This is a genomic window from Microbacterium nymphoidis (assembly GCF_021044885.1).
In the GTDB taxonomy this organism is placed as follows: Bacteria; Actinomycetota; Actinomycetes; order Actinomycetales; family Microbacteriaceae; genus Microbacterium; species Microbacterium nymphoidis.
On sequence record NZ_JAJNOD010000001.1, the window covers coordinates 1,440,987 to 1,464,829 of the forward strand.

The window sequence follows — 23,843 nt, forward strand, 5'->3', positions numbered from 1 at the left end:
GCGCACGACGAATTGCAGTATCGCTCAGGGGCGATTCGGGGTGGAGCTCAGGGGACCTCTCAGGGTGGACTCCGCTCCACCGGCTGCCACTCGGCAACGTCACGGTACGTTAGGCGAGTGCACTCTGCCCCGCTCCCCGGAACCGCTCCCCGAGGGTCCGCCGATACCGCCGCGCCCGATGCTGCGTCCGGCACACCCGATGACGAGCCCGTGCCCGCATCCGCGCCCAGCGGGCCGACGACTCGTGCGCTGGAGTGGGTGAACCCCGATTCCATCGCCACCGAGCCCGCCGGCGCCACCCTGGTGGCCCCCGACCTCCTCACCGGCGTCGGGATGCCGCGCACGCGCAGCGGGTGGATTCCCGGGGGCATCCTGCTCGCGATCGCCGGCGGATACGTCGCCGCGACGCTTCTGTGGCCGCTCGCATCCCTTCCCCCCACCGTCTCGCCGATCACGGTGGAACCCGCAGCGGCCACCACTCAGCTGCCGGTGTGGCCCGGGATCGGCTCCGCCGCGATCGGCTACGAGGGAGGCCCCACTTACGCCTCCACCGCCGAGCGGACGCAGATGGCCAGCATCACCAAGATCGTCACCGTGATGACCGTGCTGGACACGGAGCCTCTGGAGATCGGCCAGAGCGGCCGGGAGTTCTCCTTCACGCAGTCCGACAGCGATGCGTACTGGGACTACCTGCGCTCCGACGAGTCAGCTCTCGACGTCCCCGTCGACGGTGTCCTCACGGAGTACCAGATGCTTGAGGGCATCATCCTGGGTTCCGCGGGCAACTACACCGACCGCCTGTCGGAGGCCTTCTGGCCCACCGATGCCGACTACGTGGCAGCCGCGAACGCGTGGCTGGCGAAAGTGGGGCTCACCGACATCACCGTCGTGGAACCCACGGGCATCGACTACGGCAACACGGCCACCCCGGAGGCGCTGATCCGGCTGGCGGAGATCGCCCTGCAGAACCCGGTGGTCGCGGAGATCGCCGCGAAGCAGACCGTCGAGCTGCCCGGTGCCGGTCTCGTCACCAACACCAACGGCATCATCGGCGACCCGGGAGTCGTCGGGCTCAAGACCGGCACCCTGGAGGGGTATAACCTGCTCTCGGCGAAAGATCTCGACGTCGCGGGCACGCGGGTGCGGGCCTACGCCGTGACGCTGAACCAGGAGAGCGCCGACGAGCGCGACGCGGCATCGCGATCGCTGTACGACCAGCTGGCCACGCTGCTGGCGCCGTCCACCGCCGTGCCCGCCGGCACCGAGGTGGCGACGGTGACGACGATGTGGGGATCCTCGACGACGGTGCGCACGGCAACCGACGCGAACGTGAGTCTCTGGCAAAAGCTGCCGACCGTGACGCGTGAGCTGAAGCTCGACGACACCTCTGCGGGAGCGAAGGCCGGGACCCTCACGGTCACCGGTGCGCTGGGTGCCGCCACGGTGGATCTGGAGCTGACCGACGAACTGCCCGGGCCCGATGCCTGGTGGCGGCTGACCCACCCCGTCGAGCTGTTCGGCCTCAACTGAGCCCGCGACGCACGCTCGACCCGGACGGCGCCCGCTTCAGGAACGGCGGCCCGAGAGGTGCGCGCTGCGCTCGATGAAGTCCGGACGCTGGAAGTAGTGCGCCACGCGCTCCGGATCGATCGGTGCGATACCGCCCGCGGAGAGCGCACCGACGCGCACCCGTGCGCTCTTCACGGCCATCGTCGACACCGCCTCGATGCCCGCCGCCGTGTCCGAGGCCGCGATGATGCCGTGGTTGCCCAGCAGCACGAGCGAGGGCACCCTGGCGTGCTGGGCCACGTAGTCCGCCATCGCCTCCAGCACCACACGGCCCAGTTCGATGCCGGGCTCGGCGTAGGGGACGTACAGCGGAACGCCCAGCGTCAGCAGCTCCTCCGTGTAGACCGGTCCGGCGAAGGCGACGGGCGCATGCACGCTTGCGAGGAGCGACACCACGGCCGTTGGGTGCGTGTGCGCCACGAAGCGGACGTCGCTGAACGCCCGAAAGGCCACGTGCACCAGCGTCTCGATCGAGGCCTTGCGCACGACTCCGTCTGCCTGGGCCGTCAGGGCGGCGCTGAGGTCATCCTGCGTCGATGACGGATCCCGCATGATCGCAATCAGGGGATCGACGTCGACGACCACGAAGTCGTCCGGCCCGGCGGCGCTCATCGCCGATCCCGAGGCCTTGACGGCGATCGTGCCGGAGGCGACGAGCTCGCTGGTGTTGCCCTCGGCCATGATCACGAGGTCACGATGCGGTTCCCCCAGAGAGCGGGTCAGCTCGACGAGGGTGTCGGAGATGGCGGACGGGTCGATGCGTGCGGTCATGCGGAACTCCTTCGGTGCGCGTGGCGCGGTTGATACTCGATCGGGGACGAACGATCACCCGGTGGGAGAGGACGAGATCGGCTCCACCCGGACACCGATGCGCTGCCAGTCCTCCCGCAGGTGCGGCGGCGCATGGTCGGTGATGATGCGACCGATGCGATCCGCGGCGATCACCGGGTGCATGCCGAACCCGCTGAACTTGCTGGCGTCGGCGAGGACGACCACCTGATCCGCGATGGCGGCCATTGCCCGCTTCGTCTCCGCTTCCGCCACGGAGGCCTCCAGCAATCCGCGCTCCAGCGACAGGCCGGCGGCGCCGAAGAATGCCGTGCGGATGCGGCCGTAGCCCAGCAGTGCGCTCGGGTCGGCACCGGTGGTCGACTCGCTCGCCCGCCGCACAGCGCCGCCGAGCAGCACGATGTCCGCATCGGACTGTGACGAGAGGAGACCGGCGATGCGCAGCGAGTTGGTGATCACGGTGAGCTCTCGGCGGGCGAGCAGTTCCAGTGCGAAGAAGTACGAGGTGGTGGAGGCATCGACGGCGATCGCCGCTCCGTCCGGCACGAGCGCGGCCGCGGCTGCCGCAATCCCCTGTTTCGCGCGCACGCCCTGCGCGAGGCGGTCGCCGAAGGCGCCTTCGACTCCGGCGCGCAGCGAACGAACGCCGCCTCGGGTGCGCTCCGCCAAGGCGCGTCGTTCCAGGCTCTCGACGTCCTTGCGCACCGTGACGGCGGACACGCCGAGGACGGAGACCAGGTCGAGCACGGTGACCTCTTCACGCTCCTCGAGGATCTCCAGGATCCGCAGTCCGCGATCGTCCGCTTCAGACATGGTCACCACCTTCCTCGGCCAGTCTGCCACGAATGTTGAGTTTCATACGAAACTATTTTTGTTGACGAACGAAACTTGGAGCGCTAGCGTGGCATCACACCGTCGCGCTGAGAAGGAGTCTCATGACCAACCCCGCCGTCACCGATCTGCTGACTCGCAGCAACCGCCTGGGCGCCGATCCGCGCATCACGAACTACGCCGGCGGCAACACGTCCGCGAAGGGGACCGAGACGGACCCGGTCACCGGCGAGCCCGTCGAGCTGCTCTGGGTCAAGGGGTCCGGCGGCGACCTCGGCACGCTGACGGAACCCGGTCTCGCGGTGCTGCGACTGGACCGGTTCCGCAAGCTCGTCGACGTCTACCCGGGCGTGGAGCGCGAGGACGAGATGGTCGCCGCGTTCGATTACTGCCTGCACGGCAAGGGCGGCGCGGCTCCGTCCATCGACACCGCGATGCACGGCCTCGTGGACGCGGCACACGTGGACCACCTGCACCCGGATGCCGGCATCGCGATCGCCACGGCAGCCGACGGTGAGCAGCTCACCCGCACGATCTTCGGCGACAAGGTCGTCTGGGTGCCCTGGCGCCGTCCCGGTTTCCAGCTCGGACTGGACATCGCTGCCATCAAGGAACAGAACCCGCAGGCCATCGGCACCATCCTCGGCGGACACGGCATCACCGCCTGGGGCGATTCGTCGGAGGAAGCGGAGACCAACAGCCGCTGGATCATCGACACCGCTACGGCGTACATCGCCGAGCACGGCGACCCGTCCCCGTTCGGCGGCGTGGTCCCCGGGTTCGAGGCGTTGCCGGAGAGCGACCGTCGCGAGCGCGCAGCCGCCCTCGCCCCCACGCTGCGCGCGATCGCCTCGCACGACAAGCCGATGATCGGTCACTTCACCGACAGCGACGCCGTCCTGGACTTCCTCGCGTCCGAGAAGCTGGCGCCCCTGGCCGCACTCGGCACGTCGTGCCCCGATCACTTCCTGCGCACCAAGGTCAAGCCGCTGGTGCTGGATCTTCCCACCACCGCCACCATCGACGAGGCGAAGGCACGCCTGGCGGAGCTGCACGAGCAGTACCGGGCCGACTACGCGGCCTACTATGACGCGCACGCCACCGCCGAGTCACCCGCCATGCGCGGAGCGGACCCGCTCATCATCCTCATTCCCGGTGTCGGCATGTTCTCCTACGGCAAGGACAAGCAGACGGCGCGCGTCGCGGGCGAGTTCTACGTCAACGCGATCAACGTCATGCGCGGGGCCGAAGCACTGTCCACCTACTCCCCCATCTCCGACGCGGAGAAGTTCCGCATCGAGTACTGGGCCCTGGAGGAGGCGAAGCTCCAGCGGATGCCCCGGCCGAAGTCTCACGCAGGCCGCATCGCGTTCGTCACGGGTGCCGCCTCAGGAATCGGCAAGGCCATCGCTACGCGCCTCGCCGCCGAAGGCGCGTGCGTGGTCGTTGCAGACCTCGACCTCGAAAAGGCCCAAGCCGCCGCCGCGGAGCTCGGCACCGCCGACGTCGCGATCGGAGTGGCCGCCAACGTCGCGGACGCAACCGCCGTTCAGGCCGCGCTCGACGACGCCGTGCTGGCGTTCGGCGGCGTAGACCTTGTAGTCAACAACGCCGGCCTCTCGCTGTCCAAGCCGTTGCTGGAGACCACCGAGGCTGACTGGAACCTGCAGCACGACGTCATGGCCAAGGGCTCGTTCCTGGTGTCCAAGGCCGCAGCCAAGATCCTCATCGAGCAGAAGCTCGGCGGCGACATCATCTACATCTCGTCGAAGAACAGTGTGTTCGCCGGCCCCAACAACATCGCCTACTCCGCCACCAAGGCCGACCAGGCCCACCAGGTTCGTCTGCTCGCGGTCGAGCTCGGCGAGCACGGTGTGCGCGTCAACGGCATCAACCCCGATGGCGTGGTGCGCGGTTCCGGTATCTTCGCCTCGGGCTGGGGTGCCAACCGCGCCGCGACCTACGGTGTGAAGGAAGAGGACCTCGGTCAGTACTACGCCAACCGCACCATCCTCAAGCGCGAGGTCGTGCCCGAGAACGTGGCCGACGCCGTGTTCGTCCTCACGGGCCCCGAGCTCACCCGTACCACCGGCCTGCACATCCCGGTGGACTCGGGAGTCGCGGCGGCTTTCCTGCGATGATCGAGCGATGACCGTCCACGCAGCGATCGATCTCGGCGCATCCAGCGGGCGGGTGATCACGGCCGAGGTCACCCCGCGAGGGTTCCGGCTGGAGGCTCCCGCACGGTTCGAGAACCCGGTCGTCCGGGAGCAGGGCTCGCTGCGCTGGGACATCACGCGCACGTGGGCCTCGGCGCTAACCCGCCTCGCCGAGGCCCACGGGCGGACGCCGATCGACTCGGTCGGCGTCGACACGTGGGGCGTGGATTACGGCATCGTCCGTGACGGCCTGCTCACGGCGAATCCGCACCACTACCGGGAGGAGCGCACCGCGGAAGCTGTGGCCGCCGTCGCCGCGCGCGTCGATCCGGCCGAGCAGTTCCGCATCTCCGGTGTGGAGCCCATGCCGATCAACACCATCTACCAGCTGGCCGATGATGTGACCCATGAGCGCGTCCAGCCCGGTGACCGCGCGCTGCTGACCGCGGATCTGTTCTCCTTCTGGCTCTCGGGCGTGGAGATCGCCGAGCGGACCCTCGCATCGACCAGCGGGATGATCGGCGTCGGCTCTCGAGAGTGGGACTCCCGCCTCCTTGATGCTGCACGAATCCCGCCGGGCGTGCTGGCGAAGCTCGTGGACGCGGGCACGGTGCTGGGCGGCCTCGACATCCAGTCTCCCGTCGCGATGACCGCCCCGGACTTCTCCCATACCGCGACCGCCTTCACGGGCAGAGTGCCGCAGGTCATCGCCGTCGCCGCCCACGACACCGCATCCGCGGTCGTCGCGACGCCGCTGGCGGGTGCCGGTTCGGCCTACATCTCCTGCGGAACGTGGGGGCTCGTGGGGATCGAGTCGAACGCCCCGGTCCTGACCGACGCCGCTCGACAGGGCGGATTCACCAATGAGCTCGGTGCCGACGGCCGGGTGCTGCTGCAGCGCAACTCGATGGGCACGTTCATCCTCACGGAGTCGCTGCGGACCTGGCGGGACGCCGGTCACGACCTGGACCTCACCTCCCTGCTGGAGGCGGCGACCGCATCCGGACCGGCCGCCGCGGTGTTCGACGTCAACGATCCGCGATTCTCACCCCCGGGCGACATGCCGTCCCGGATCGCCGCCTGGTACCGCGAGCGGGGCCTCCCCGCCCCGTCGACGCCGGCAGAGGTGTGCCGCGCCATCGTCGAATCCCTCGCCCACGCGTTCGCGCACGCAGCACACGCGGCCGCCGACCTCGCCGGGACGCCACTGCGCACGATCCACGTCGTCGGCGGGGGAAGCCAGAACGTCCTGCTGTGCCGTCTGCTCGCGCAGCGCGCCGGGGTGCCGGTGGAAGCCGGGCCCGTGGAAGCCACCGCCATCGGCAACCTTCTGATCCAGGCGCGGGCGATCGGAACGCTCAGCGGAGACGTCGATGCCCTGCGGGCACTGATCCGCACCGCCGTGTCCCCCCTCAGGTACGAACCGCGCTGATTCCGCGAGAACGCGACTCAGCGCACAGACCCGCTCGGCGTGGGCGAAGCGGAAGGGTCATACACAAACGCGATACTCAGATCCTCCGACTCGAACAGGATCCTGCCATCCATGAACTCCCGGGAATGCCCTCCGGCGCCGCCCGCCGCGTGATCACCCCGGTAGGCGTGATGAATGATGAGATTCACCTCACGCAACTCGATGGACGATCTCCACTTTCCCTCAGCGCGATACTTCCTCGACGCCGTACCCCCCTGAGCTGATATCGAAAGACGAGTCCGTGATCGTGAACGTGCCATCCTCGTTGATCTGCAGAACACCCGTCTGCGGTGGCGCGGCACGCCACACTCCCACCAGTGACGTGAGATGAACCTGGGGCCCGCACCCCGCGGTACCGACACCCGCGACAACGAGCGCTGTCAGAACAGCGATGAACCTCACCCACCGATCTCGGAACACGGCTCAGTCCACAGACCCGCTCGGCGTGGGCGAGGCGGAAGGGTCATACACAAACGTGATGTTCAGATCCTCCGACTCGAACGTGATCCGGCCATCAGCGAACTCGCGAGAATGCCCCCCAGCGCCGCCCGCCGCATGGTCGCCGACGTAAGCGTGGTTAATGTTGAGGTAAACCCACGCTGTATCGCTGGCGAGATTCCAGTCCCCCTCGGCGCGGTACTTCCTCGGAGCGTCTTTTCCGGATCCGATTCGGAAAGACGAGTCGGTGATCGTGAAAGTACCGTCCTCGTAGATCTGCAGAACACCGGTCTCAGGCGGCGCCGCACGCCAAACGCCAACCGGCGACTCGAGATGAACCTGCTGCCCGCACCCCGCTGTACCGACACCCACAACAACGAGCGCAGCCAACACGGCGATGAAACGCAACCGATTCGGCGAGAACACGACTCAGTCAACAGACCCGCTCGGCGTGGGCGAAGCGGAAGGGTCATACACAAACGTGATGCTCAGATCCTCCGACTCGAACACGATCCTGCCATCCATGAACTCGCGAGAATAGCCTCCGGTACCGCCCATCTCGAGATCACCACGGTAGTCGTGATGGATGGCGAGATACACCTCACCTGTCTCGATCGATGAGTCCCAGCGCCCCTCAGCGCTGTAATTCCTCGCCGTCTTCTGTCTAGAGCCGAGGTCGAACGACGAGTCCGTGATCGTGAACGTCCCATCCTCGTTGATCTGTAGAACACCGGTCTGCGATGGCGCCGCACGCCACACTCCCACCGGCGAGGTGAGATGAACCTGTGGCACGCACCCCGCGGTACCGACACCCGCAACAACGAGCGCCGCCAACACGGTGATGAAACGAAACCACCGCTCCGAGGAGAACACGGCTCAATCCACAGGCCCGCTCGGCGTGGGCGAAGCGGAAGGGTCATACACAAACGTGATGCTCAGATCCTCCGACTCGAAGACGATCCTGCCATCAGCGAACTCGCGAGAATGCCCCCCGGCACCGCCCGCCGCACGGTCGCCGACATAGTCGTAATTGGTGTAGAGGTATACCCACTCTGCATCGCTGGCGAGATTCCAGTCCCCCTCGGCACGATAATTCCTAGGCGCTTTTCCTCCGTAGCCGATGTCGAAAGACGAGTCGGTGATCGTGAAAGTACCGTCCTCGAAGATCTGCAAAACACCCGTCTCCGGCGGCGCCGCACGCCACACCCCTACCGGTGACTCGAGATGAACCTGCGATCCACACCCCGCCGTACCGACGGCGAGGGCAAAGAGCGCTACGAGCGCGGCGAAGATCGGGATCGTACGCTGTCGTAGCGCGTTCATAGATAGACCCTCTCCGTCCACACGATCAGTTGACGCTCAGTCTCGAATCCGGCGCCGACCTCATTCTCATGGGTCATCCAGTGGTAGACACCGGGCACATGTCCACCCAAGACGGGGATGCGCGTCGCGGAATCGATGGTGGTGTCGTTTTCCACAATGTAGGTGATCAAAACACTCCCGTCGACCCCCGGCTCTTCAACAAAGAAGTTCAGAAGATATGAGCCCAAGAACGTGTCCGGGAGGTTCTCGAATCGGATCGGGACGTCGGCGCGATCCGAGGTACCGACCACCCCCAACACAGTTCCCAGATCGGTGATCAGTCTCAGCGGATCGTTGCTCACGCCGTGCCAGATGGCATCGCTCGGATCACGCAGCCCGTCTCCGTTCCTGTCTATGTATCCGGCGCTCAGTCTTCCTTGCCGAAGGTCGTCAAGAATGCGCTCGCGCTGTTCACGGATGTAGTCGCTCTGCTGAATACGCTGCGTGAACGCGTCTTGCTGACCGAGGACGTAAGCCTGCTTGTCGCCCGCGATCCAACTGCCCAGCAATTGCCAGGTGTCTTCGTTCGCGCGCTTGCGCTGCAGCCACGCCGGGACCTCCGGCGATGACGCGGGGGTGTGCGCGATGGAACTCCAAGACTCAGAAGCGCCGAGAAGAAGCGAACGCGCGAGGGCCCGGTCCGCCTTGTCCCGCCGAGTGGCAAGGGCTGCAAGACCCGCGTTGGCGTTCTCGATCGTCTGGTAGGCCCTGCGCACTTCGGCCTGGTAGTCGGCGAAGCGTCGAGCCGCGATGCGCCCGCCGGTGAACGATGCCTGGGCGCTCGCCAGGGCAGCGCGGAACGGCGGGGCCTCCAACGCGATCTCGTCGACGAGGTCGGCGTAGACCTTCAGCGCCTTCGATGCGGCGTACAGCGTTTCCCGGGAGTCGTCGGCGCGGGTGCGAAGACGACTCAGCGCAGCGGAGAACTCGTCGGCGGCGCAGCCCCGCCAGAAGTCGTCTCGGGTGTCCAGCACACCGGCGGCGACGGTATCGATCCCTTCCACGTCGACGATCTGCTGGTCGCACCACGCCGCGGCAGCGCGGACCGCTGACATGTCGCCGGAATCCGGATAGTGCGCGCTCCAGTTGGCGCCCATCAACGCTCCAGCTCACCGATGAGCGCTGTCACCTGTGCGACGCCGTCTCGCTCGGTCTGCGTGAAGTCGGCTCCTGCCTCGGTGAGGCCCCGCGTGAGCGTTGCGCCGTCCGCTGTCATCGCGGTGAGCACCCGTTCGAACTCCCGGCCGAAGAAGTCGACCGCGGCGGTGACGATATCGCTGTTCCCCGGTGACACATCCGGTACGACGACCGCAGCACGGGGTTCGAAAGCGGCTCCCAGGCGCGAACGTGCCGCTGCCATCGCCGGTGCATCGATCATCACCTGTCTGTACATTCACGTCCCCACTCGCAGGTGAAGGATGCCGCCCCCGGAATCCTCCGGCGGTCACAGTAGCCGGTCCCGCACTCTGCGCGACGGCGCCTGTAAACAACCCGCGGCACGTGACCGAACCGGTGACGTCAGAAACGGGAGCCCGGAATCCCGGGCCCCCGTTTCTGTCGGGCGGTGTCAGCTCTCGCGTGCCAGCCAGCGCACGAGCCGATCCCAGATCGTCGTGAAGCCGTCCCAGGCGCGGAACTCGTCCGGGAGCCAGTGCGGACCCATGTCGCTGGCGAACACGGCGGTTCGCCCCGCGCCCGCCTCGCCCACGACGACGAAGGGCGAGCCGTCGACGGCGACGAGTTCCGCCGCCTCCGTTCGTGCCTGCAGGCGGTGATATCCCAGCACGACGGGCCACTCTTCGCGCATGCCCGCCGTGATCGCGTGCTCGGCGATCACGCGGGGAGCGGCGCCCTGCGGCGTCTCCTCCCGGTCATCTCCGACCTCCATCTCGATCGGCAGGATCTCGGCGATCGGGGTGGCCCGGTAGTTCGCCTTGGCTTCGATCCCCTGAAAGCTCAGGTAACCGCCGACCATCAGCAGCGATCCGCCGGCGCGAACCCAGTCGGCCAGTACCTGCAGACGATTCGGCCGCACCTGCCCTCGGGCGAAGACGTCGTTCGGCAGCAGCAGGGTGTTCGCCCCGATGTCGCTCAGCACGACGACGTCGAACGCCGCCAGTTCCTCGGCCGACCACGGGAAGTGATCGGCAGCGATGTGGTTGGGCTGGAAGGTGACCTCATGACCGGCCTCGCGCAGCGCGGCGATGAACTCCGTGCCGCCCTCGGCATAGGCGGAGGTGATGAACGAGTCGAACCCCTTGGTGTGGATCGACGTGGTGGACCAGGACTCTCCGGCGAGAAGGACGCGTGCCATGATCGCTCAGAACGCCAGACCGCGCGGCTCCGGCCCCAGCGCCGGAACGCTCGGGTCCGCCACCTGGAAGCCGTTGGCCTTGTACGCCTCGTAGTCGAAGTCCTCGCACTCCTGGTACCCCACGCGGTGGTACTCGTAGAACCCGTCCCAGTCCTCGTAGCCCTCGCCGAGGTGTCCCTCCAGGAAGGCATCGGCCATCGCCATGCCGAGCGCCGGCCCGGTGAAGAACCCGCCCATCGCCAGCACGTTGCAGTTGTTGGCGGTGGCGGCGCGGCGAGCGGCGGCCACGGACTCCACGACGGCGGAATGCACGTGCGGCACCTTGCTCGCGGCAACGTGGATGCCCATGCCGCTGCCGCAGAACAGCAGCGCCTTCTCATACTCCCGCTCCGCGATGCGCGAGCCCACGAGGAACCCGACGCGGTGGTACATCGGCGCGGCATCGCGATCGGGCGTGAGATCCGCCACCGTCCAGCCCCGCTCCTCCAGGTGCGCCTTCACCGCCTCCTTCAGATCGAATCCGGCAAAGTCGGCTCCCAGGACGACGTGTCGGTCCTTGGTCGTCTTCATGACGCGCTCCTCTTCTGGAAGAACCGGGACAGACCTCCCGGCTTGTACCACTGGTTGATGACGATGACGAGCAGCAGCACCCCGCCCCAGATGAGCGGGCGGTAGAAGTTGCTGATGTTCGGGAAGGTGTTCAGGAAGCTGGAGAGCACCTGCAGCACCACGATGCCGAGCACGACACCGCTGAGCTTGCCCGAGCCGCCGTTGGGGTTCACACCGCCGAGCACCACGATGAGCACCGCGAGCAGGGTGTAGGTCGATCCGTAGTCGGCCTTCGCCGAGTTGTAGTTCGCCAGCATCACGAGCCCCGCGGCCGAGGCCAGCATCCCGGAGGTCATGTAGGTGCGGATGGTGAGGCTGGTCGTCTTCAATCCGCTGAACGCCGCCGCCTTCTCGTTCGAGCCGAGCATGTAGAGCTTCGCGCCGAACGGCGTCCGGTTCATCAGCACCGCCACGATCACGACCGCGAGGGCGAAGATGATGAGCGGTACCGGAATGCCGGCGACCCGGGCGGCGAACACCTCGCTGTACTGCGAGGGAAGCCCGCTGAGTGGCTTGCCTGCCGTCATCACGATCGCGATGCCGGTGAACAGCTCGAACGTTCCGAGCGTCACCAGGATCGCCGGGATCCGGATCTTCGCCACGAGGAAGCCGTTGAAGGCGCCGGCGATCGCGCCGATCACGAGGCACAGCGGAACAGCGAGGAAGGCGGCGAGGTAGCCGGTGCCGGCGTCGGAGCCCTTGGGCGCGAGGGCGAGCATCATCACGGCGCTGGCGATGGATGCCAGATTCGCGATGGCCACGACGGACAGATCGATGCCGCCGATGATCATCGTGAGCATCACGCCGAGAGCCATCAGGCCGTACTCGGGGAACTGCACCGCCATGGACTGCCACGTCGCCACGTTGCCGAAGTTCCTCGGCTTCATCACGGCGAACACCACGAGCAGGAGCACGAGCACGATGGCGAGGCGGGTCACGTGCGGGTCGGCGCTCGCCCAGGAGCGCAGCCGCGCGATGACACCAGCGGGCGCCTTCTCGATCGTCGAATTGTTCATGACGACCCCTTTCACGCCGGAATCCGACTGCGGCGGTGCTGGCGGGCCAGCTGCAGCGCAGAGATTCCGGTGCCGATGATGATGAGCGCGCCGAGGGCGATGCTCTGCCAGTAGGTGGGGATGCCGACGAGGATCATGCTGTTCTGCACGATCACGATCAGCAGCGTGCCGAGCATCGTGCCGGTGAGCGTGCCGGTTCCGCCGGTGATGGCCGCGCCACCGAGAACGACGGCAGCGATGACCATCAGCTCGCTGCCGAGCAGGTTGGTCGGATGCATCTGGTCCATCATGCTCGTGCGGACGAGTCCCGCCAGCGAGGCGATCACGCCCACGGCGACGTAGAGCCAGAACTTGATCGCTCGTACCTTGAATCCGGCGCGTACCGCCGAGCTCTCGTCTCCGCCCACCGCGTAGAGGCCCCGCCCGAAAGTCGTGAACCGCATGACGAAGAAGGCGACGACGACCACCACGATCAGGAGGAGGAAGGAGAGCGGGAGCTTCGAGGTCAGCCCGGAGTCCGGGTTGGTGACCGTGAGGATCGATGCTCGTCCGAACTCGCTCATGCTGGGCGGGAGCGTCGGGATCTGCACCGAGCTGAGCGCGCCCTGCATGATGCCGGAGAACACATTCGCGGTGCCGAGGGTGATGATCAGCACCGGAATGGCGATGCGCGAGATGAGCAGTCCGTTGAAAGCGCCGAGAACCGCGCCCAGCAGCACCACCAGCAGGACCGGCAGCCACAGGGCTCCGTCGTACCCGGCGTCGACCAGCATGCGCGTGGTTGCGTACACCGACAGCGACGCGAGCGCGGGAAATGAGACGTCGATGCCGCCCGAGACCAGCACCATGAAGGTGGCGACGCCGAACAGGCCGGGCACGACCATCGCGTTCGCGATGTCGACGATGTTGTTGACGGTGAAGAACTGCCCGCTGCGGAACTGGATCACCAGGCTGAGGGCGATGATCACGAGCAGGACGTAGAACTCGTTGGAACTGCGCGCGCGGCGCCAGAGCTTCGTCATCTCAGACCTCCTTCTCGTTGATCGCGTGGATGGTGTCGTCACTCATCAGGGCGGTGATGTCGGATTCGGCGACATCCGCCGTCTCGAAGCGTCCGCTGATGCGCCCGCCGTTCATGACGAGCACGCGGTTGCAGTTCTCCAGCACCTCGGGAATGTCGTCGGAGATGATGATGACCGCGAGACCCTCGCCGGCAAGACGCCGGAGGATCTCATGGATGTCGTGCTTGGAACCGATGTCCACCCCGACGGTGGGTCCGTTGAGGATGAGTACACGCGGCTTCGTGGCGAGCCACTTGGCCAGCACGATGCGCTGCTGGTTCCCGCCGGAGAGGGTGCTGGCCGCGTTGTCGGGGTCCGGCGTGGCGATACGCAGTTCGTCGACCCAGGCACGCTGTTCAGCACGCAGCGCCCTACGGTCGAGCAGGCCGAGCCGGGAGACGAAACGATCGATCTCGCTGATGGTGATGTTGGCACCGATCGACCGCTCCAGCGCGAGCCCCTCGGTCAGGCGGTCCTCGGGCACGTATCCGATGCCGGCCCGGATCGCATCGCGCACGTTACGGAATCGCTGCGCTCGACCGTCCAGACGGATCTCCCCCGAGTCCACGCCGAGCGCGCCGAACAGCGCGAGGGCCAGCTCGGTACGACCGGAACCCAGCAGACCCGTGATGCCCAGGATCTCGCCGGAGCGCAGGGTGAGGGACACATCGGCAAAGGCGCCGTCGATGCTCAGCGCGTCGACTTCCAGGGCCACCGGGGCGTTCGCCTGCGGACCGGAGAAGGTCGACTCCTCGAAGTCACGTCCGGTCATGTACTGGGAGAACGAGCGGCGGTCGAGCTCCTCTGGAAGGCACGTGATGACCGTGCGACCGTTGCGGATGATGGTGAACTTCTCACTGATCTCGAACACCTCGTCCAGCTTGTGGCTGACGAACAGGGTTGCGATCCCGCGCGCCTTGAGGTCGAGGATGATGCGGAACAGGGCGTCGACCTCTCGCTTGGTGAGAGCGGTGGTCGGCTCATCCATGATGATGAGCTTCGCCTCGGTCATCAGCGCGCGAGAGATCGCGACCAGCTGCTTCTGCGCGACCGACAGGCTCCCCACCTGCGCGTCGAGATCGATGTCGACGTTGATCTTCGCGATGGCCGCCTCGGCCTTGGCTCGCATGCGTCGCCAGTTGATGACCTTGCGCCCCTCGGAGATCTCCGAGGGAAGGGCGAGGTTTTCGAGGACGGTGAGGTTGGGGAACACGGAGAAGTCCTGGTAGATGACCTGGACGCCGTTCTCGATCGCGACCACGGGCGTGAGGCGCGACTGCTCCTCGCCGTTCATCTCGACGGTTCCGGAGTCCGGGGCGTGAACGCCCGAGATCACCTTGATGAGGGTGGACTTGCCGCTGCCGTTCTCACCGGCAAGACAGTGGATCTCGCCAGGGGCGATCTCCAGCGACACGTCGCTCAGCGCGTGAACGCCGGCGAACGCCTTGCTGATGCCCCGGACTGCCAGCACGGGTGCCGTCATTTCTCTCCTTAACGAGACGGGTGGGTGCGGACCCGGCGACGGTTCGCCGGGTCCGCGGATCGGGGTCCGCGCGACGGCGCGGACCCCGGCGGCTCAGAAGCCGAAATCGTCCACGTTGTCCTTGTTGATGACGACCCAGCCGTTGCCCTCGAGGACCTTGTCGCTGCCCGGGGAGAACTTCATGTCCTCGTAGCCCTTGACGCCCAGGTCGATGCCGTCCTCGATCTTCTCGCCGTCGAGGATCTTGGTGGCCAGCGCGGCGAGCGCGTATCCCGAGTCGGCCGGGTCCCACAGGGTCAGGCTCTTCACCAGACCGTCATCGAGGATCTGCTTGTTGGCCGCGGGCAGGCCGGTGCCGGTGACGAACACCTTGTCCTTGAGCCCGAGCTCCTCGATGGCACGAGCAACACCCGGCGCGTCGAACGAGCTGGTGCCCACGAAGCCGGTGACCTCGGGGTACTTCTTCAGGACCTCCTTGGCCGTCTGGTAGGCAACCTCACCGTCGTCCTGCGACTCGACGCGGGGCTCGGCCTCCAGGAGGGTCATGTTCGGGTAGGCCTCCTTCTGGTGCGCGACCGCGCCGTCGGCCCACTCGTTGTGCGAGGCGTTGGTGACGTGTCCGACCATCGTCGTGTAGGTGCCCTTCTCCCCCATCGCCTCGGCGAGGTTGTCCATGATGAACGCGCCGTAGTCGCTGTTGTTGAAGGCCTCGATGTCGTACTGGGTGTTCTCCTGCGTCGCACCCTCGTGGGTGACGACGACGATGCCGGCGTCCATCGCCTGCTTGAGAACGGGCTCCAGGGCGCCCGGGTCGACGGGGACGACGCCGATCGCGTCGACGCCCTGCGCGATGAGGTCCTGGATCACCTGGGCCTGCATGGTGGCGTCGGTCTCAGCCGGGCCCTTCTGGTAGACGTTGAGGCCGGAGTCGGCCGCGTACTTCTTGACGCCCTCCTCCATGCGGACGAACCACGGGTTCGTCGAGTCCTTGGGAACGATGACGATCGTGTAGTCGCCGCCCTCGGCGTTGTCGCCACCCCCGGCGTTGTCGCCGCCCCCGGCGGTTCCGCCGGCGGTGCAGCCGGTCAAGCTCAGGGCGACCGAAACGGTCAGGCCCAGCAGCGCTGCGGCGAAGCGTCCCTGCTTCTTCATGTGCGTCTCCTCGTGTGTGGGTGTCTCTGGTGCATATGCCGGCAGAACGCCCCGCACTGTCGCTGCACACCCGTCGCGGCTCTGCAGTCGACACACGGTGTTATCGGCGTCGTTGCTCGATTTGAAGCGCTTCATTCTTGAAGCGCTTCAAACGTAGCGGGAGAATCACTAGGATTCAACAGGTGATGCAGAGCTGTGACATCCCGAACCTGCGGCTCGCCCCACTGATCGATGCTGATCCAGGAGGTTTCATGGTTTCTCCCCCCATCGCCAGACGCGCGCGGGAGCGCGGATGACGCCCGCGCGTCGGCGCGTTGATACGTCGGGCGACGCCACCCCGTCACGCCCCGCGGGTTCGGGCGAGCCGGATGCGACGCCCTCACTCGCGCCGGTGCGGATCCGTGAAGTCGCCGAGCACGCCGGTGTGTCCGTCGGCACGGTCTCCAACACCATCAACCATCCGGAGCGTGTCCGCCCCGCCCTACGCGAGCGTGTCCTGCAGGCGATCACCACGCTCGGCTTCGTTCCGAACCAGCATGCTCGAGTCCTGACGGGAGCGACCAGCAACGTGATCGGGCTGGTCGTGCTCGACATCGCCAGCCCGTTCTACATGGGCGTCGCCCACGCCGTCGAGCAGGCGGCGCGCCGCAGCGGACAGGTCGTGCTGCTGTGCGACTCCGAAGGCGACCCCCGTCGCGAACAGGAGCTGCTCACCATGCTGTCCGCCCAGCGGGTGCGCGGTGTCATCCTCGCACCGGCGCGCGGCGTCTCGGCCGCTGCCCACTACCGTGCGGTGCACGCGGAACTTCCCATGGTGCTGCTGGACTACCCGGGGAGCTCCGGATTGTGCACCATCACGGTGGATCACGAGCAGGGCGGCAGGCTTGCGGCCACCATGCTCCTCGAACGCGGCCACGAACGCATCGGCTACATCGCGGGGCCGCGACGTCTCCGGCAGTTCGAACAGCGGGCGCGGGGCGCGCGGGCGGTTCTCGCCGAGGCCGGCCTGGACCCAGACCGGGCGTTCATCCCCGTGCACACCCGAGGCATCGGCATCAGCGACGGCGAGAGCGCAGCCCGCCGTCTCCTCGCCGCCACGGAACCCGACGACTGGCCCACCGCGATCTTCTGCGGGAACGACATGCTGGCGTTCGGGGCGTACCGTGCGCTCATCGCCGCGGGCGCTTCGGTGCCCGGCGACATCGCGCTGGTCGGCTACGACGACATCGAGTTCGCGAAGGACTGGGTGGTGCCACTGAGCACCGTCCGCCAGCCCATCGCCGAGCTCGGCATCGCCGCCGCGCACATGCTCGACCAGCAGACGGGTGCCGCACACGCCCACGACCACGTCGAGCTGGTCCTCACGCCCGAGGTGGTCCCGCGATCGTCATCTCACCCCGCATCGGGGGCGAGCATGGCCGCTTCGCGATCGAGGTAGACGTCGGGGCGGTAGTGCGTGACACCCGTGATGGTGACCGCCGTCACGGTACCGGATCCGTCACGCCGGAGGTCCGCGACCTCACCCGCGTCCCCGAAGCCGTCCTCGGCCTCCGCACGAAGCGCTCCGTGATCGTCGTGCATCACCACCGCTCCCGCCGCGGGGTCGAGCGCGGTATCGGACAGCTGCAGCACGACGCCGGGAAGCGACACGAGGTTGACGTCGCCCCACAGCGACAGGTACCGCCCGGCGGCACCCGGTTCGAGGAGCTCGTCGGTCTTCTCGTCGGCTTCTTCGACGGCGAGGTCGATGAGGGAGATGATGCCCGCAGCCAGGGCGCTGGCCGGCCCGTCGATGCGATTGGTCAGGACGCTGACGGCGAAGCCGGTCTTCGGGTCGGCCCACGACTGGGTGATGTGGCCGGGGAACCCGCCGGAGTGCCCGATCACCCGGCGATCACCGACCTTCCGGATGATCCACCCGAGACCGTACCAGCGGGTGGTCCCACCCGTCGAGATCTTCGACTCGTCGCGCTGCATCAGCCGCTTGGTGTCGTCCGCGAGGAACAGCCCGGTTCCGAAGGCATGAGCGGCCACCCACGCAGACGCCGTCTCGGCATTGGCCCAGAAGCCCGTCGCCGCCGACTCAGCGCCTGTGTCCACCGGCGGGATCACGGGCGCAGTCCGATCGCCATCGGCGCCGGTCATGCGCTCGGCCCGCGGGATGCCGTGACCGGAGGCTCGGCGAGCGGGGAGGCCGAATCCGCCGTCCACGTCCAGTTCGGGCCCGATCCGCACCTGCTCACTCATCGCCTCGGACATCGGACGCAGGGTGTCGCGGATCACGGTGGCGTATGAGGTGCCGGTCACGGCCTCCAGAACGAGCCCGAGCAGCGAGTAGGCGAGGTTGGAGTAGTGGAAGTGGGTATTGGCGGGGAAGACCCGATCGTGACGCAGCTGCGCAATGAGGCCGTCTCTGTCGACGAATGGCGCTTCACGCTGCCAGAAGTCCGCCGCGCGACCGTCGCGCTCCGCTCCGGACTGGTGCCCCAGCAGCTCCCGGATGCTGGATGATCCGATCGGAGCGTCGGCCAGCTCTGGGACGTGCTGGGCGACGGTGTCGTCCAGACGCAGCCGGCCGGCTTCCACCTGCTGCATGACGGCTGTGGCCGTGAACGTCTTCGAATGCGACGCGATCCGGAACACGTGCTCGGTGCCCAGCTCCTCTCCCGTCGACGTATCCGCGAGGCCGAACGCGCGCGAGTAGAGCAGATCGGTGCCCACACGCACCGCCACCTGAATGCCGGGCACGGCGTGGATCACCCGCTGCCGCTCGATCCACTCGTCGAGAAATGCGGTGAGATGCGGAACCAGGCGGACAAGATCAGCAGTCATGGACCCATGTTTTCATGCAGACGCGCGGGAACGCCGGAGCCATCGTCAATGCATGTTGACATCCAGCGCAGGTCAACATACATTGACGATGGAGGTGCACATGACCATTCAGACATCCATCGAGGCAGAAGACTCCGGCGAGCCGATGGCTGAGCTTCACCGGCTCACAGGGCTCCGCCAGCAGCTCGCCCGGGCCGAGGAGGCCCAGGTGCGCCGAGCCCGAAACCTCGGCTACTCGTGGCAGGCGATCGCGAGCGCGCTGGGGGTGAGCAAGCAGGCTGCTCACCGCCGCTTCGGGCGGCAGTGACCGTCCCCGCACCCACGAGCCACTGCGCCCGACGCCGTTGACCCGGTGCCGCTTACGCCGATGGGCCCGGCCCCGCGTGAGCGGGACCGGGCCCATCGGGCATCGCCGTCAGGCGTCGGTGGAACGAGTCCGCGGATCGCCGGTGGACTCGGCGTCGTCCGCCTCGCTTGCGGCGGCAGCGGGGGTCTCACCCGGAACCGGAGCACCCTCCGCCACGGTGAGGGCGTCGACCGCGATCGTCTCGGCACCCGCGGCCACAGCGACGGATCCCGTGGCCACGGGGATCGCCCCCGTGAGCACCGGGATCGTTCCCGTGGCGGGCGCATCCTCGACATCGCTCACCGCGTGCTCGAACTGCGACTGGTACAGGTTCCAGTACGCGCCCTTCTTCGCGATGAGTTCCTCGTGATTGCCCTGCTCCACGATGTCGCCGTGCTCCATCACCAGGATGAGGTCGGCGTCGCGGATGGTGGACAGGCGGTGCGCGATGACGAACGACGTACGTCCCTCACGAAGCGCGGCCATGGCGTGCTGCAGCAGCACCTCGGTGCGTGTGTCGACGGAGCTCGTGGCCTCGTCGAGGATGAGCACCGACGGCTGGGCCACGAACGCGCGCGCGATCGTGATGAGCTGGCGCTCACCTGCCGAGACGTTGGATGCGTCTTCGTCGAGAACCGTGTCGTAGCCGTCCGGCAGCGAACGCACGAAGTTGTCCACACGGGTGGCGACGGCGGCCGCGACGATCTCTTCGTCGGTGGCGCTTTCGCGTCCGTAACGGATGTTCTCGCGGATCGTGCCGGCGAACAGCCAGGGATCCTGCAGCACCATGCCGGTGCGCGAGCGCACGTCGTGGCGCGTCAGCTGGCCGATGTCCTGTCCGTCCAGCAGGATCCGGCCGCCGTCCAGCTCATAGAAGCGCATGATCAGGTTGACCAGCGTGGTCTTTCCGGCACCGGTCGGACCGACGATCGCCACCGTCTGGCCGGGCTCCACGCGGAAGGACAGTCCGGTGATCAGGGGCTTCTCGGGCGAGTAGGCGAACTTCACGTCCTGGAACTCGATGACACCGGGGCCGGCCACCAGCGCGGGGGCGTCGGCCGCATCCGGCTCCTGCTCCTGCTCGTCCAGCAGCTCGAACACACGCTCAGCGGAGGCCGTTCCCGACTGCACCACCGCGGCCATGCCACCGAGCTGCGACAGCGGCTGGGTGAACTGCTGCGAGTACTGCAGGAAGGCCTGCACATCGCCGAGGCGAAGCGTGCCGCCGGCCACCATGAGGGCGCCGACCACAGCGATTCCGACGTACACCACGGAGCCGATGAACATCATCGCCGGCATCATGATGTTGGAGAGGAACTGCGCCTTGAACGAGGCCTTGTACAGCTCCTCGTTCTCGACCGCGAACGCCTCGGCAGAGGCCTTCTCACGTCCGAACACCTTCACGAGCGCGTGACCGGAGAAGGACTCCTCCACCCGCGCGTTGAGCTTGCCGACCTGAGCCCACTGGACCTTGAAGGCGGCCTGCGAGCGCGGGCCGATCACGCCGAAGATGACGCCCATCAGCGGCAGGGAGACCAGTGCGATCAGCGCCAGGATCCAGTTGATCGAGAACATCATGATGAGCACGCCCAGCACGGTGAGCACCGAGGTGACGGCACCGGAGAGGGACTGCTGCATCGTCTGGGTGATGTTGTCGATGTCGTTGGTCACGCGGGAGATCAGCTGACCACGCTGCACCCTGTCGAAGTACGCGAGCGGCAGGCGGTTGATCTTCGCCTCGACCTCCTCGCGCAGCGACCACATGGCACGCACCATGATCACGTTGACCACGTATCCCTGGATCCAGTTCAGCAGTGCGGAGGCGACGTAGATCGCCAGGACCGCGAGGATCACGAGGCGCAGCGCGTCGAAGTTCACGCCGGCGCCGAGCTCGAAGTCCTTCAGCCCGTTGATGACGTTCGCGAAGTCGTTCTGCCCCATCTGCCGAAGCGCCTCGACCACGGCGGCCTGGTCCATGCCGACGATCGCGTCGGCACCGAGCACCGAGGTGAGCAGCGCCGCGGCTGCGGTCGACATGGCCCCTTCGAACACGAGGTTCGTCGCCTCGCCGAGCACCTTCGGCGCAGCCACCGCAAGCACCACACTGATGGCGCCGAGGATGGACACCCCGATGAAGGCCACCGCGTATGGGCGGAGCAGACCGATCATGCGCTTGAAGCTGGGCCAGAAGTTCTTGGCCTTTCCTCCCTGCGCCCACTCGCCCGCCTCCATGGCCTGCGCCATGGCCTGGGCCTGTTCGAGCTCTTCCTGGACAGCGGCGTCGTCGGCCGTCTTGTTCTGCGTCTCGCTCATGCGTCCACCCCCAGCTGCGACTCGACGATCTCACGGTAGGTCTCGCTGCTGGCGAGCAGCTCCTCGTGCGTACCGATCCCGGCGACCGTGCCGTCCTCCAGCACGATGATGCGATCGGCCTCGGTGATGGTGGACACGCGCTGGGCGACCACGATCTTCGTCACATCCGGCAGTTCGCGCCACAGCGCTTCCCGGAGGCGGGCGTCCGTGGTGAGATCGAGCGCCGAGAACGAGTCATCGAAGATGAGGATCTCCGGCTGACGCACGATCGCGCGCGCGATGGCGAGACGTTGGCGCTGACCGCCGGACACGTTCGTGCCGCCCTGCGCGATGGTGGATTCCAGTCCGTCCGGCATCTCGCGGACGAAATCGGCCCCCTGCGCGATCTCCAGCGCGTGCCAGAGCTCCTCGTCGGTAGCGCTCTCCCGGCCGAAGCGCAGATTCGAGGCGATCGTGCCACTGAAGAGGAACGCCTTCTGGGGCACCAGCCCCAGCCGCGACCACAGCGACTCCGCGTCCGCCTCGCGCACGTCGACGCCGTCGACGAGGACCGAACCGGTGGTGGTGTCGAACAGACGCGGAATGAGAGAGACCAGCGTGGTCTTTCCCGCACCCGTCGAGCCCACGATGGCCACGGTCTCGCCCTTGTCGGCGCGGAAGGTGACAGCGGACAACACAGGCGCATCGGCACCCGGGTACTGGAACGAGACGTCGTTGAAGGCGACCGTTCCGGTCTCGGGGAAGGACGCCACCGGGCGCTCGGGAGCCGTCAGCGTGGACGGGGTCTCCAGCACCTCGCTGATGCGGTCGGCGGACACGGCGGCGCGCGGGATCATGATCGTCATGAAGCTCGCCATGAGGACGCCCATCAGGATCTGCATGACGTACTGCATGAACGCGAACAGGGTGCCGACCTGCACGTGACCGGCATCGACCTGGATGCCGCCGAACCAGATGACGCCCACGATGGTGACGTCGAGGATCAGCATGGCGACGGGGAACAGCACCACGAACAGGGACCCGACCTTGCGGCCGACGATGCGGATGTCGGTGTTCGCCTCGCGGAAGCGGCCCTCCTCGATGGGCTCACGCACGAAGGCGCGGACCACGCGCACGCCGGTGAGCTGCTCGCGCATCACCCGGTTCACGGCGTCGAGCTTGCTCTGGTACGAGCGGAACAGCGGCACCATGCGGCTGATGATGGCCACCGCCACGATGAGCAGCAGCGGGATGGCCACGGCCAGCAGCCAGGACAGGCCGACATCCTGCAGCAGGGCCATGATGATGCCGCCGATGGCCAGCAGCGGCGCGGTGACGAGCATGGTGGAGCCCATCATCGCGAGCATCTGCACCTGCTGCACATCGTTGGTGTTGCGGGTGATGAGGGATCCGGGACCGAACTGCGAGACCTCGCGCTCGGAGAATCCGGAGACCTTGCCGAACACGTCGGCTCGGATGTCGCGGCCCGCCGACATCGAGGCGCGGGCGGCGAAATACGTGGCAATGAGCGATGCGGCGATCTGCCCGAGGGAGATGAGCAGCATCCACCCACCGGTGGACAGGATGTAGCCGGTGTCGCCGGTCGCGACGCCGGTGTTGATGATGTCTGCGTTCAGGTGCGGCAGGTACAAGGAGGCGAGGGCGGACGCGAACTGAAACACCACGACGGCGATCAGCCACGGCCAATATCGACCCAGGTACCGGACGAGAATTCTTCCGAGCACGTTCTCTCCGATGCAGGATTTCCTCGCGCGGGTGCGCGCGAGGCGACGGACTACGCTACGCGCTCTGCGTCTGCTGGGCAACGTCACGGCGTCCGCTCTCAGCGAAGCACGAACCTCCGACATTGGCCGGCGGCCCGGCAGCCATCACGATGACGGCGGGCAGACCACCGCGAGGCGACTCCGCTGTCGGCAGTAAGGGCCGTCGGCAGTAAGGGCCGTCGGCAGTAAGGGCCGTCGGCAGTAAGGGCTGTAGACATGAGGGCCGTCGACCGTGAGGTACGGGTCAGGCTGTCCCGGGATGGCCCCACGTGCCGGCGTCCGCGATGCCGCCCGGCGCGGATCGGGAGATCCCGGGACTATCCACCCGCCGACTG

At 67.2% G+C, this 23,843-nt stretch carries 21 protein-coding genes; 5 read left to right on the plus strand and 16 right to left on the minus strand.

Annotated elements, in window-relative coordinates; translation table 11 throughout:
• Positions 1-117: 117 nt before the first annotated feature.
• A complete protein-coding gene (locus LQ566_RS06700; RefSeq protein ID WP_231090833.1) occupies positions 118-1,530 on the plus strand; it encodes a D-alanyl-D-alanine carboxypeptidase family protein in 1,413 nt (470 codons plus the stop codon).
• Positions 1,531-1,566: 36 nt separating this feature from the next.
• On the opposite strand, the gene LQ566_RS06705 is transcribed toward LQ566_RS06700, so the two are convergent.
• Together LQ566_RS06705 and LQ566_RS06710 are read right to left on the minus strand one after the other, a co-directional pair.
• On the minus strand, positions 1,567-2,340 hold the full coding sequence (locus LQ566_RS06705; protein ID WP_231090834.1) for a class II aldolase/adducin family protein: 774 nt from the start codon (positions 2,338-2,340) through the stop codon (positions 1,567-1,569).
• Positions 2,341-2,394: 54 nt separating this feature from the next.
• The gene (locus LQ566_RS06710; protein ID WP_231090835.1) at positions 2,395-3,171 is read right to left on the minus strand and encodes a DeoR/GlpR family DNA-binding transcription regulator; all 777 of its coding nucleotides are present in this window, start codon (positions 3,169-3,171) and stop codon (positions 2,395-2,397) included.
• Between the two features lie 122 nt (positions 3,172-3,293).
• Between LQ566_RS06710 and LQ566_RS06715 the strand changes: the two genes are divergently transcribed.
• Together LQ566_RS06715 and LQ566_RS06720 are read left to right on the plus strand one after the other, a co-directional pair.
• Positions 3,294-5,330, plus strand: a complete 2,037-nt coding sequence (locus LQ566_RS06715; RefSeq protein ID WP_231090836.1) for a bifunctional aldolase/short-chain dehydrogenase — start codon at positions 3,294-3,296, stop codon at positions 5,328-5,330.
• A gap of 7 nt (positions 5,331-5,337) precedes the next feature.
• Complete coding sequence (locus LQ566_RS06720; protein WP_231090837.1) at positions 5,338-6,780, plus strand: rhamnulokinase; 1,443 nt, start codon at positions 5,338-5,340, stop codon at positions 6,778-6,780.
• Positions 6,781-7,242: 462 nt separating this feature from the next.
• On the opposite strand, the gene LQ566_RS06725 is transcribed toward LQ566_RS06720, so the two are convergent.
• The 11 genes from LQ566_RS06725 to LQ566_RS06775 all read right to left on the minus strand — a co-directional run bounded on the left by LQ566_RS06725 (position 7,243) and on the right by LQ566_RS06775 (position 16,254).
• Positions 7,243-7,683 (minus strand): hypothetical protein, encoded by a 441-nt coding sequence (locus tag LQ566_RS06725; protein WP_231090838.1) that lies wholly within the window; start codon positions 7,681-7,683, stop codon positions 7,243-7,245.
• Between the two features lie 3 nt (positions 7,684-7,686).
• Complete coding sequence (locus tag LQ566_RS06730; RefSeq protein ID WP_231090839.1) at positions 7,687-8,130, minus strand: hypothetical protein; 444 nt, start codon at positions 8,128-8,130, stop codon at positions 7,687-7,689.
• A 3-nt stretch (positions 8,131-8,133) separates the two neighbouring features.
• Positions 8,134-8,580, minus strand: coding sequence for a hypothetical protein (locus LQ566_RS06735; RefSeq protein ID WP_231090840.1), 447 nt, complete (start codon positions 8,578-8,580; stop codon positions 8,134-8,136).
• A complete protein-coding gene (locus LQ566_RS06740) occupies positions 8,577-9,716 on the minus strand; it encodes a hypothetical protein (RefSeq protein ID WP_231090841.1) in 1,140 nt (379 codons plus the stop codon). Before LQ566_RS06740 ends, LQ566_RS06735 begins: the two co-directional genes overlap by 4 nt.
• On the minus strand, positions 9,716-9,997 hold the full coding sequence (locus LQ566_RS06745) for a hypothetical protein (protein WP_231090842.1): 282 nt from the start codon (positions 9,995-9,997) through the stop codon (positions 9,716-9,718). Before LQ566_RS06745 ends, LQ566_RS06740 begins: the two co-directional genes overlap by 1 nt.
• 189 nt (positions 9,998-10,186) lie before the next feature.
• Positions 10,187-10,933: a glutamine amidotransferase gene (locus LQ566_RS06750; RefSeq protein ID WP_231090843.1), complete on the minus strand. Its 747-nt coding sequence runs from the start codon at positions 10,931-10,933 to the stop codon at positions 10,187-10,189.
• Between the two features lie 6 nt (positions 10,934-10,939).
• The gene (locus tag LQ566_RS06755) at positions 10,940-11,503 is read right to left on the minus strand and encodes an RpiB/LacA/LacB family sugar-phosphate isomerase (RefSeq protein ID WP_231090844.1); all 564 of its coding nucleotides are present in this window, start codon (positions 11,501-11,503) and stop codon (positions 10,940-10,942) included.
• The gene (locus LQ566_RS06760; RefSeq protein WP_231090845.1) at positions 11,500-12,558 is read right to left on the minus strand and encodes an ABC transporter permease; all 1,059 of its coding nucleotides are present in this window, start codon (positions 12,556-12,558) and stop codon (positions 11,500-11,502) included. Before LQ566_RS06760 ends, LQ566_RS06755 begins: the two co-directional genes overlap by 4 nt.
• 11 nt (positions 12,559-12,569) lie before the next feature.
• Positions 12,570-13,580, minus strand: a complete 1,011-nt coding sequence (locus LQ566_RS06765) for an ABC transporter permease (protein WP_231090846.1) — start codon at positions 13,578-13,580, stop codon at positions 12,570-12,572.
• Between the two features lies 1 nt (position 13,581).
• Positions 13,582-15,102, minus strand: a complete 1,521-nt coding sequence (locus LQ566_RS06770; RefSeq protein ID WP_231090847.1) for a sugar ABC transporter ATP-binding protein — start codon at positions 15,100-15,102, stop codon at positions 13,582-13,584.
• A 93-nt stretch (positions 15,103-15,195) separates the two neighbouring features.
• Positions 15,196-16,254, minus strand: a complete 1,059-nt coding sequence (locus tag LQ566_RS06775; RefSeq protein ID WP_231090848.1) for an autoinducer 2 ABC transporter substrate-binding protein — start codon at positions 16,252-16,254, stop codon at positions 15,196-15,198.
• A gap of 292 nt (positions 16,255-16,546) precedes the next feature.
• On the opposite strand from LQ566_RS06775, the gene LQ566_RS06780 reads away from it, so the two are divergent.
• The gene (locus tag LQ566_RS06780) at positions 16,547-17,692 is read left to right on the plus strand and encodes a LacI family DNA-binding transcriptional regulator (RefSeq protein WP_231090849.1); all 1,146 of its coding nucleotides are present in this window, start codon (positions 16,547-16,549) and stop codon (positions 17,690-17,692) included.
• On the opposite strand, the gene LQ566_RS06785 is transcribed toward LQ566_RS06780, so the two are convergent.
• Complete coding sequence (locus LQ566_RS06785) at positions 17,647-19,086, minus strand: serine hydrolase domain-containing protein (protein ID WP_231090850.1); 1,440 nt, start codon at positions 19,084-19,086, stop codon at positions 17,647-17,649. The two genes, LQ566_RS06780 and LQ566_RS06785, sit on opposite strands and share 46 nt — an antisense overlap.
• A 100-nt stretch (positions 19,087-19,186) precedes the next feature.
• Between LQ566_RS06785 and LQ566_RS06790 the strand changes: the two genes are divergently transcribed.
• Entirely contained in the window at positions 19,187-19,393 is a 207-nt protein-coding gene (locus LQ566_RS06790) for an AsnC family protein (protein ID WP_231090851.1), read from the plus strand.
• A 108-nt stretch (positions 19,394-19,501) separates the two neighbouring features.
• Here LQ566_RS06790 and LQ566_RS06795 read toward each other — a convergent pair whose 3' ends face one another.
• On the minus strand, positions 19,502-21,745 hold the full coding sequence (locus LQ566_RS06795; protein WP_231090852.1) for an ABC transporter ATP-binding protein: 2,244 nt from the start codon (positions 21,743-21,745) through the stop codon (positions 19,502-19,504).
• Positions 21,742-23,469, minus strand: a complete 1,728-nt coding sequence (locus tag LQ566_RS06800) for an ABC transporter ATP-binding protein (protein WP_231090853.1) — start codon at positions 23,467-23,469, stop codon at positions 21,742-21,744. The genes LQ566_RS06795 and LQ566_RS06800 overlap by 4 nt, the downstream gene beginning before the upstream one ends.
• Positions 23,470-23,843: the final 374 nt, after the last annotated feature.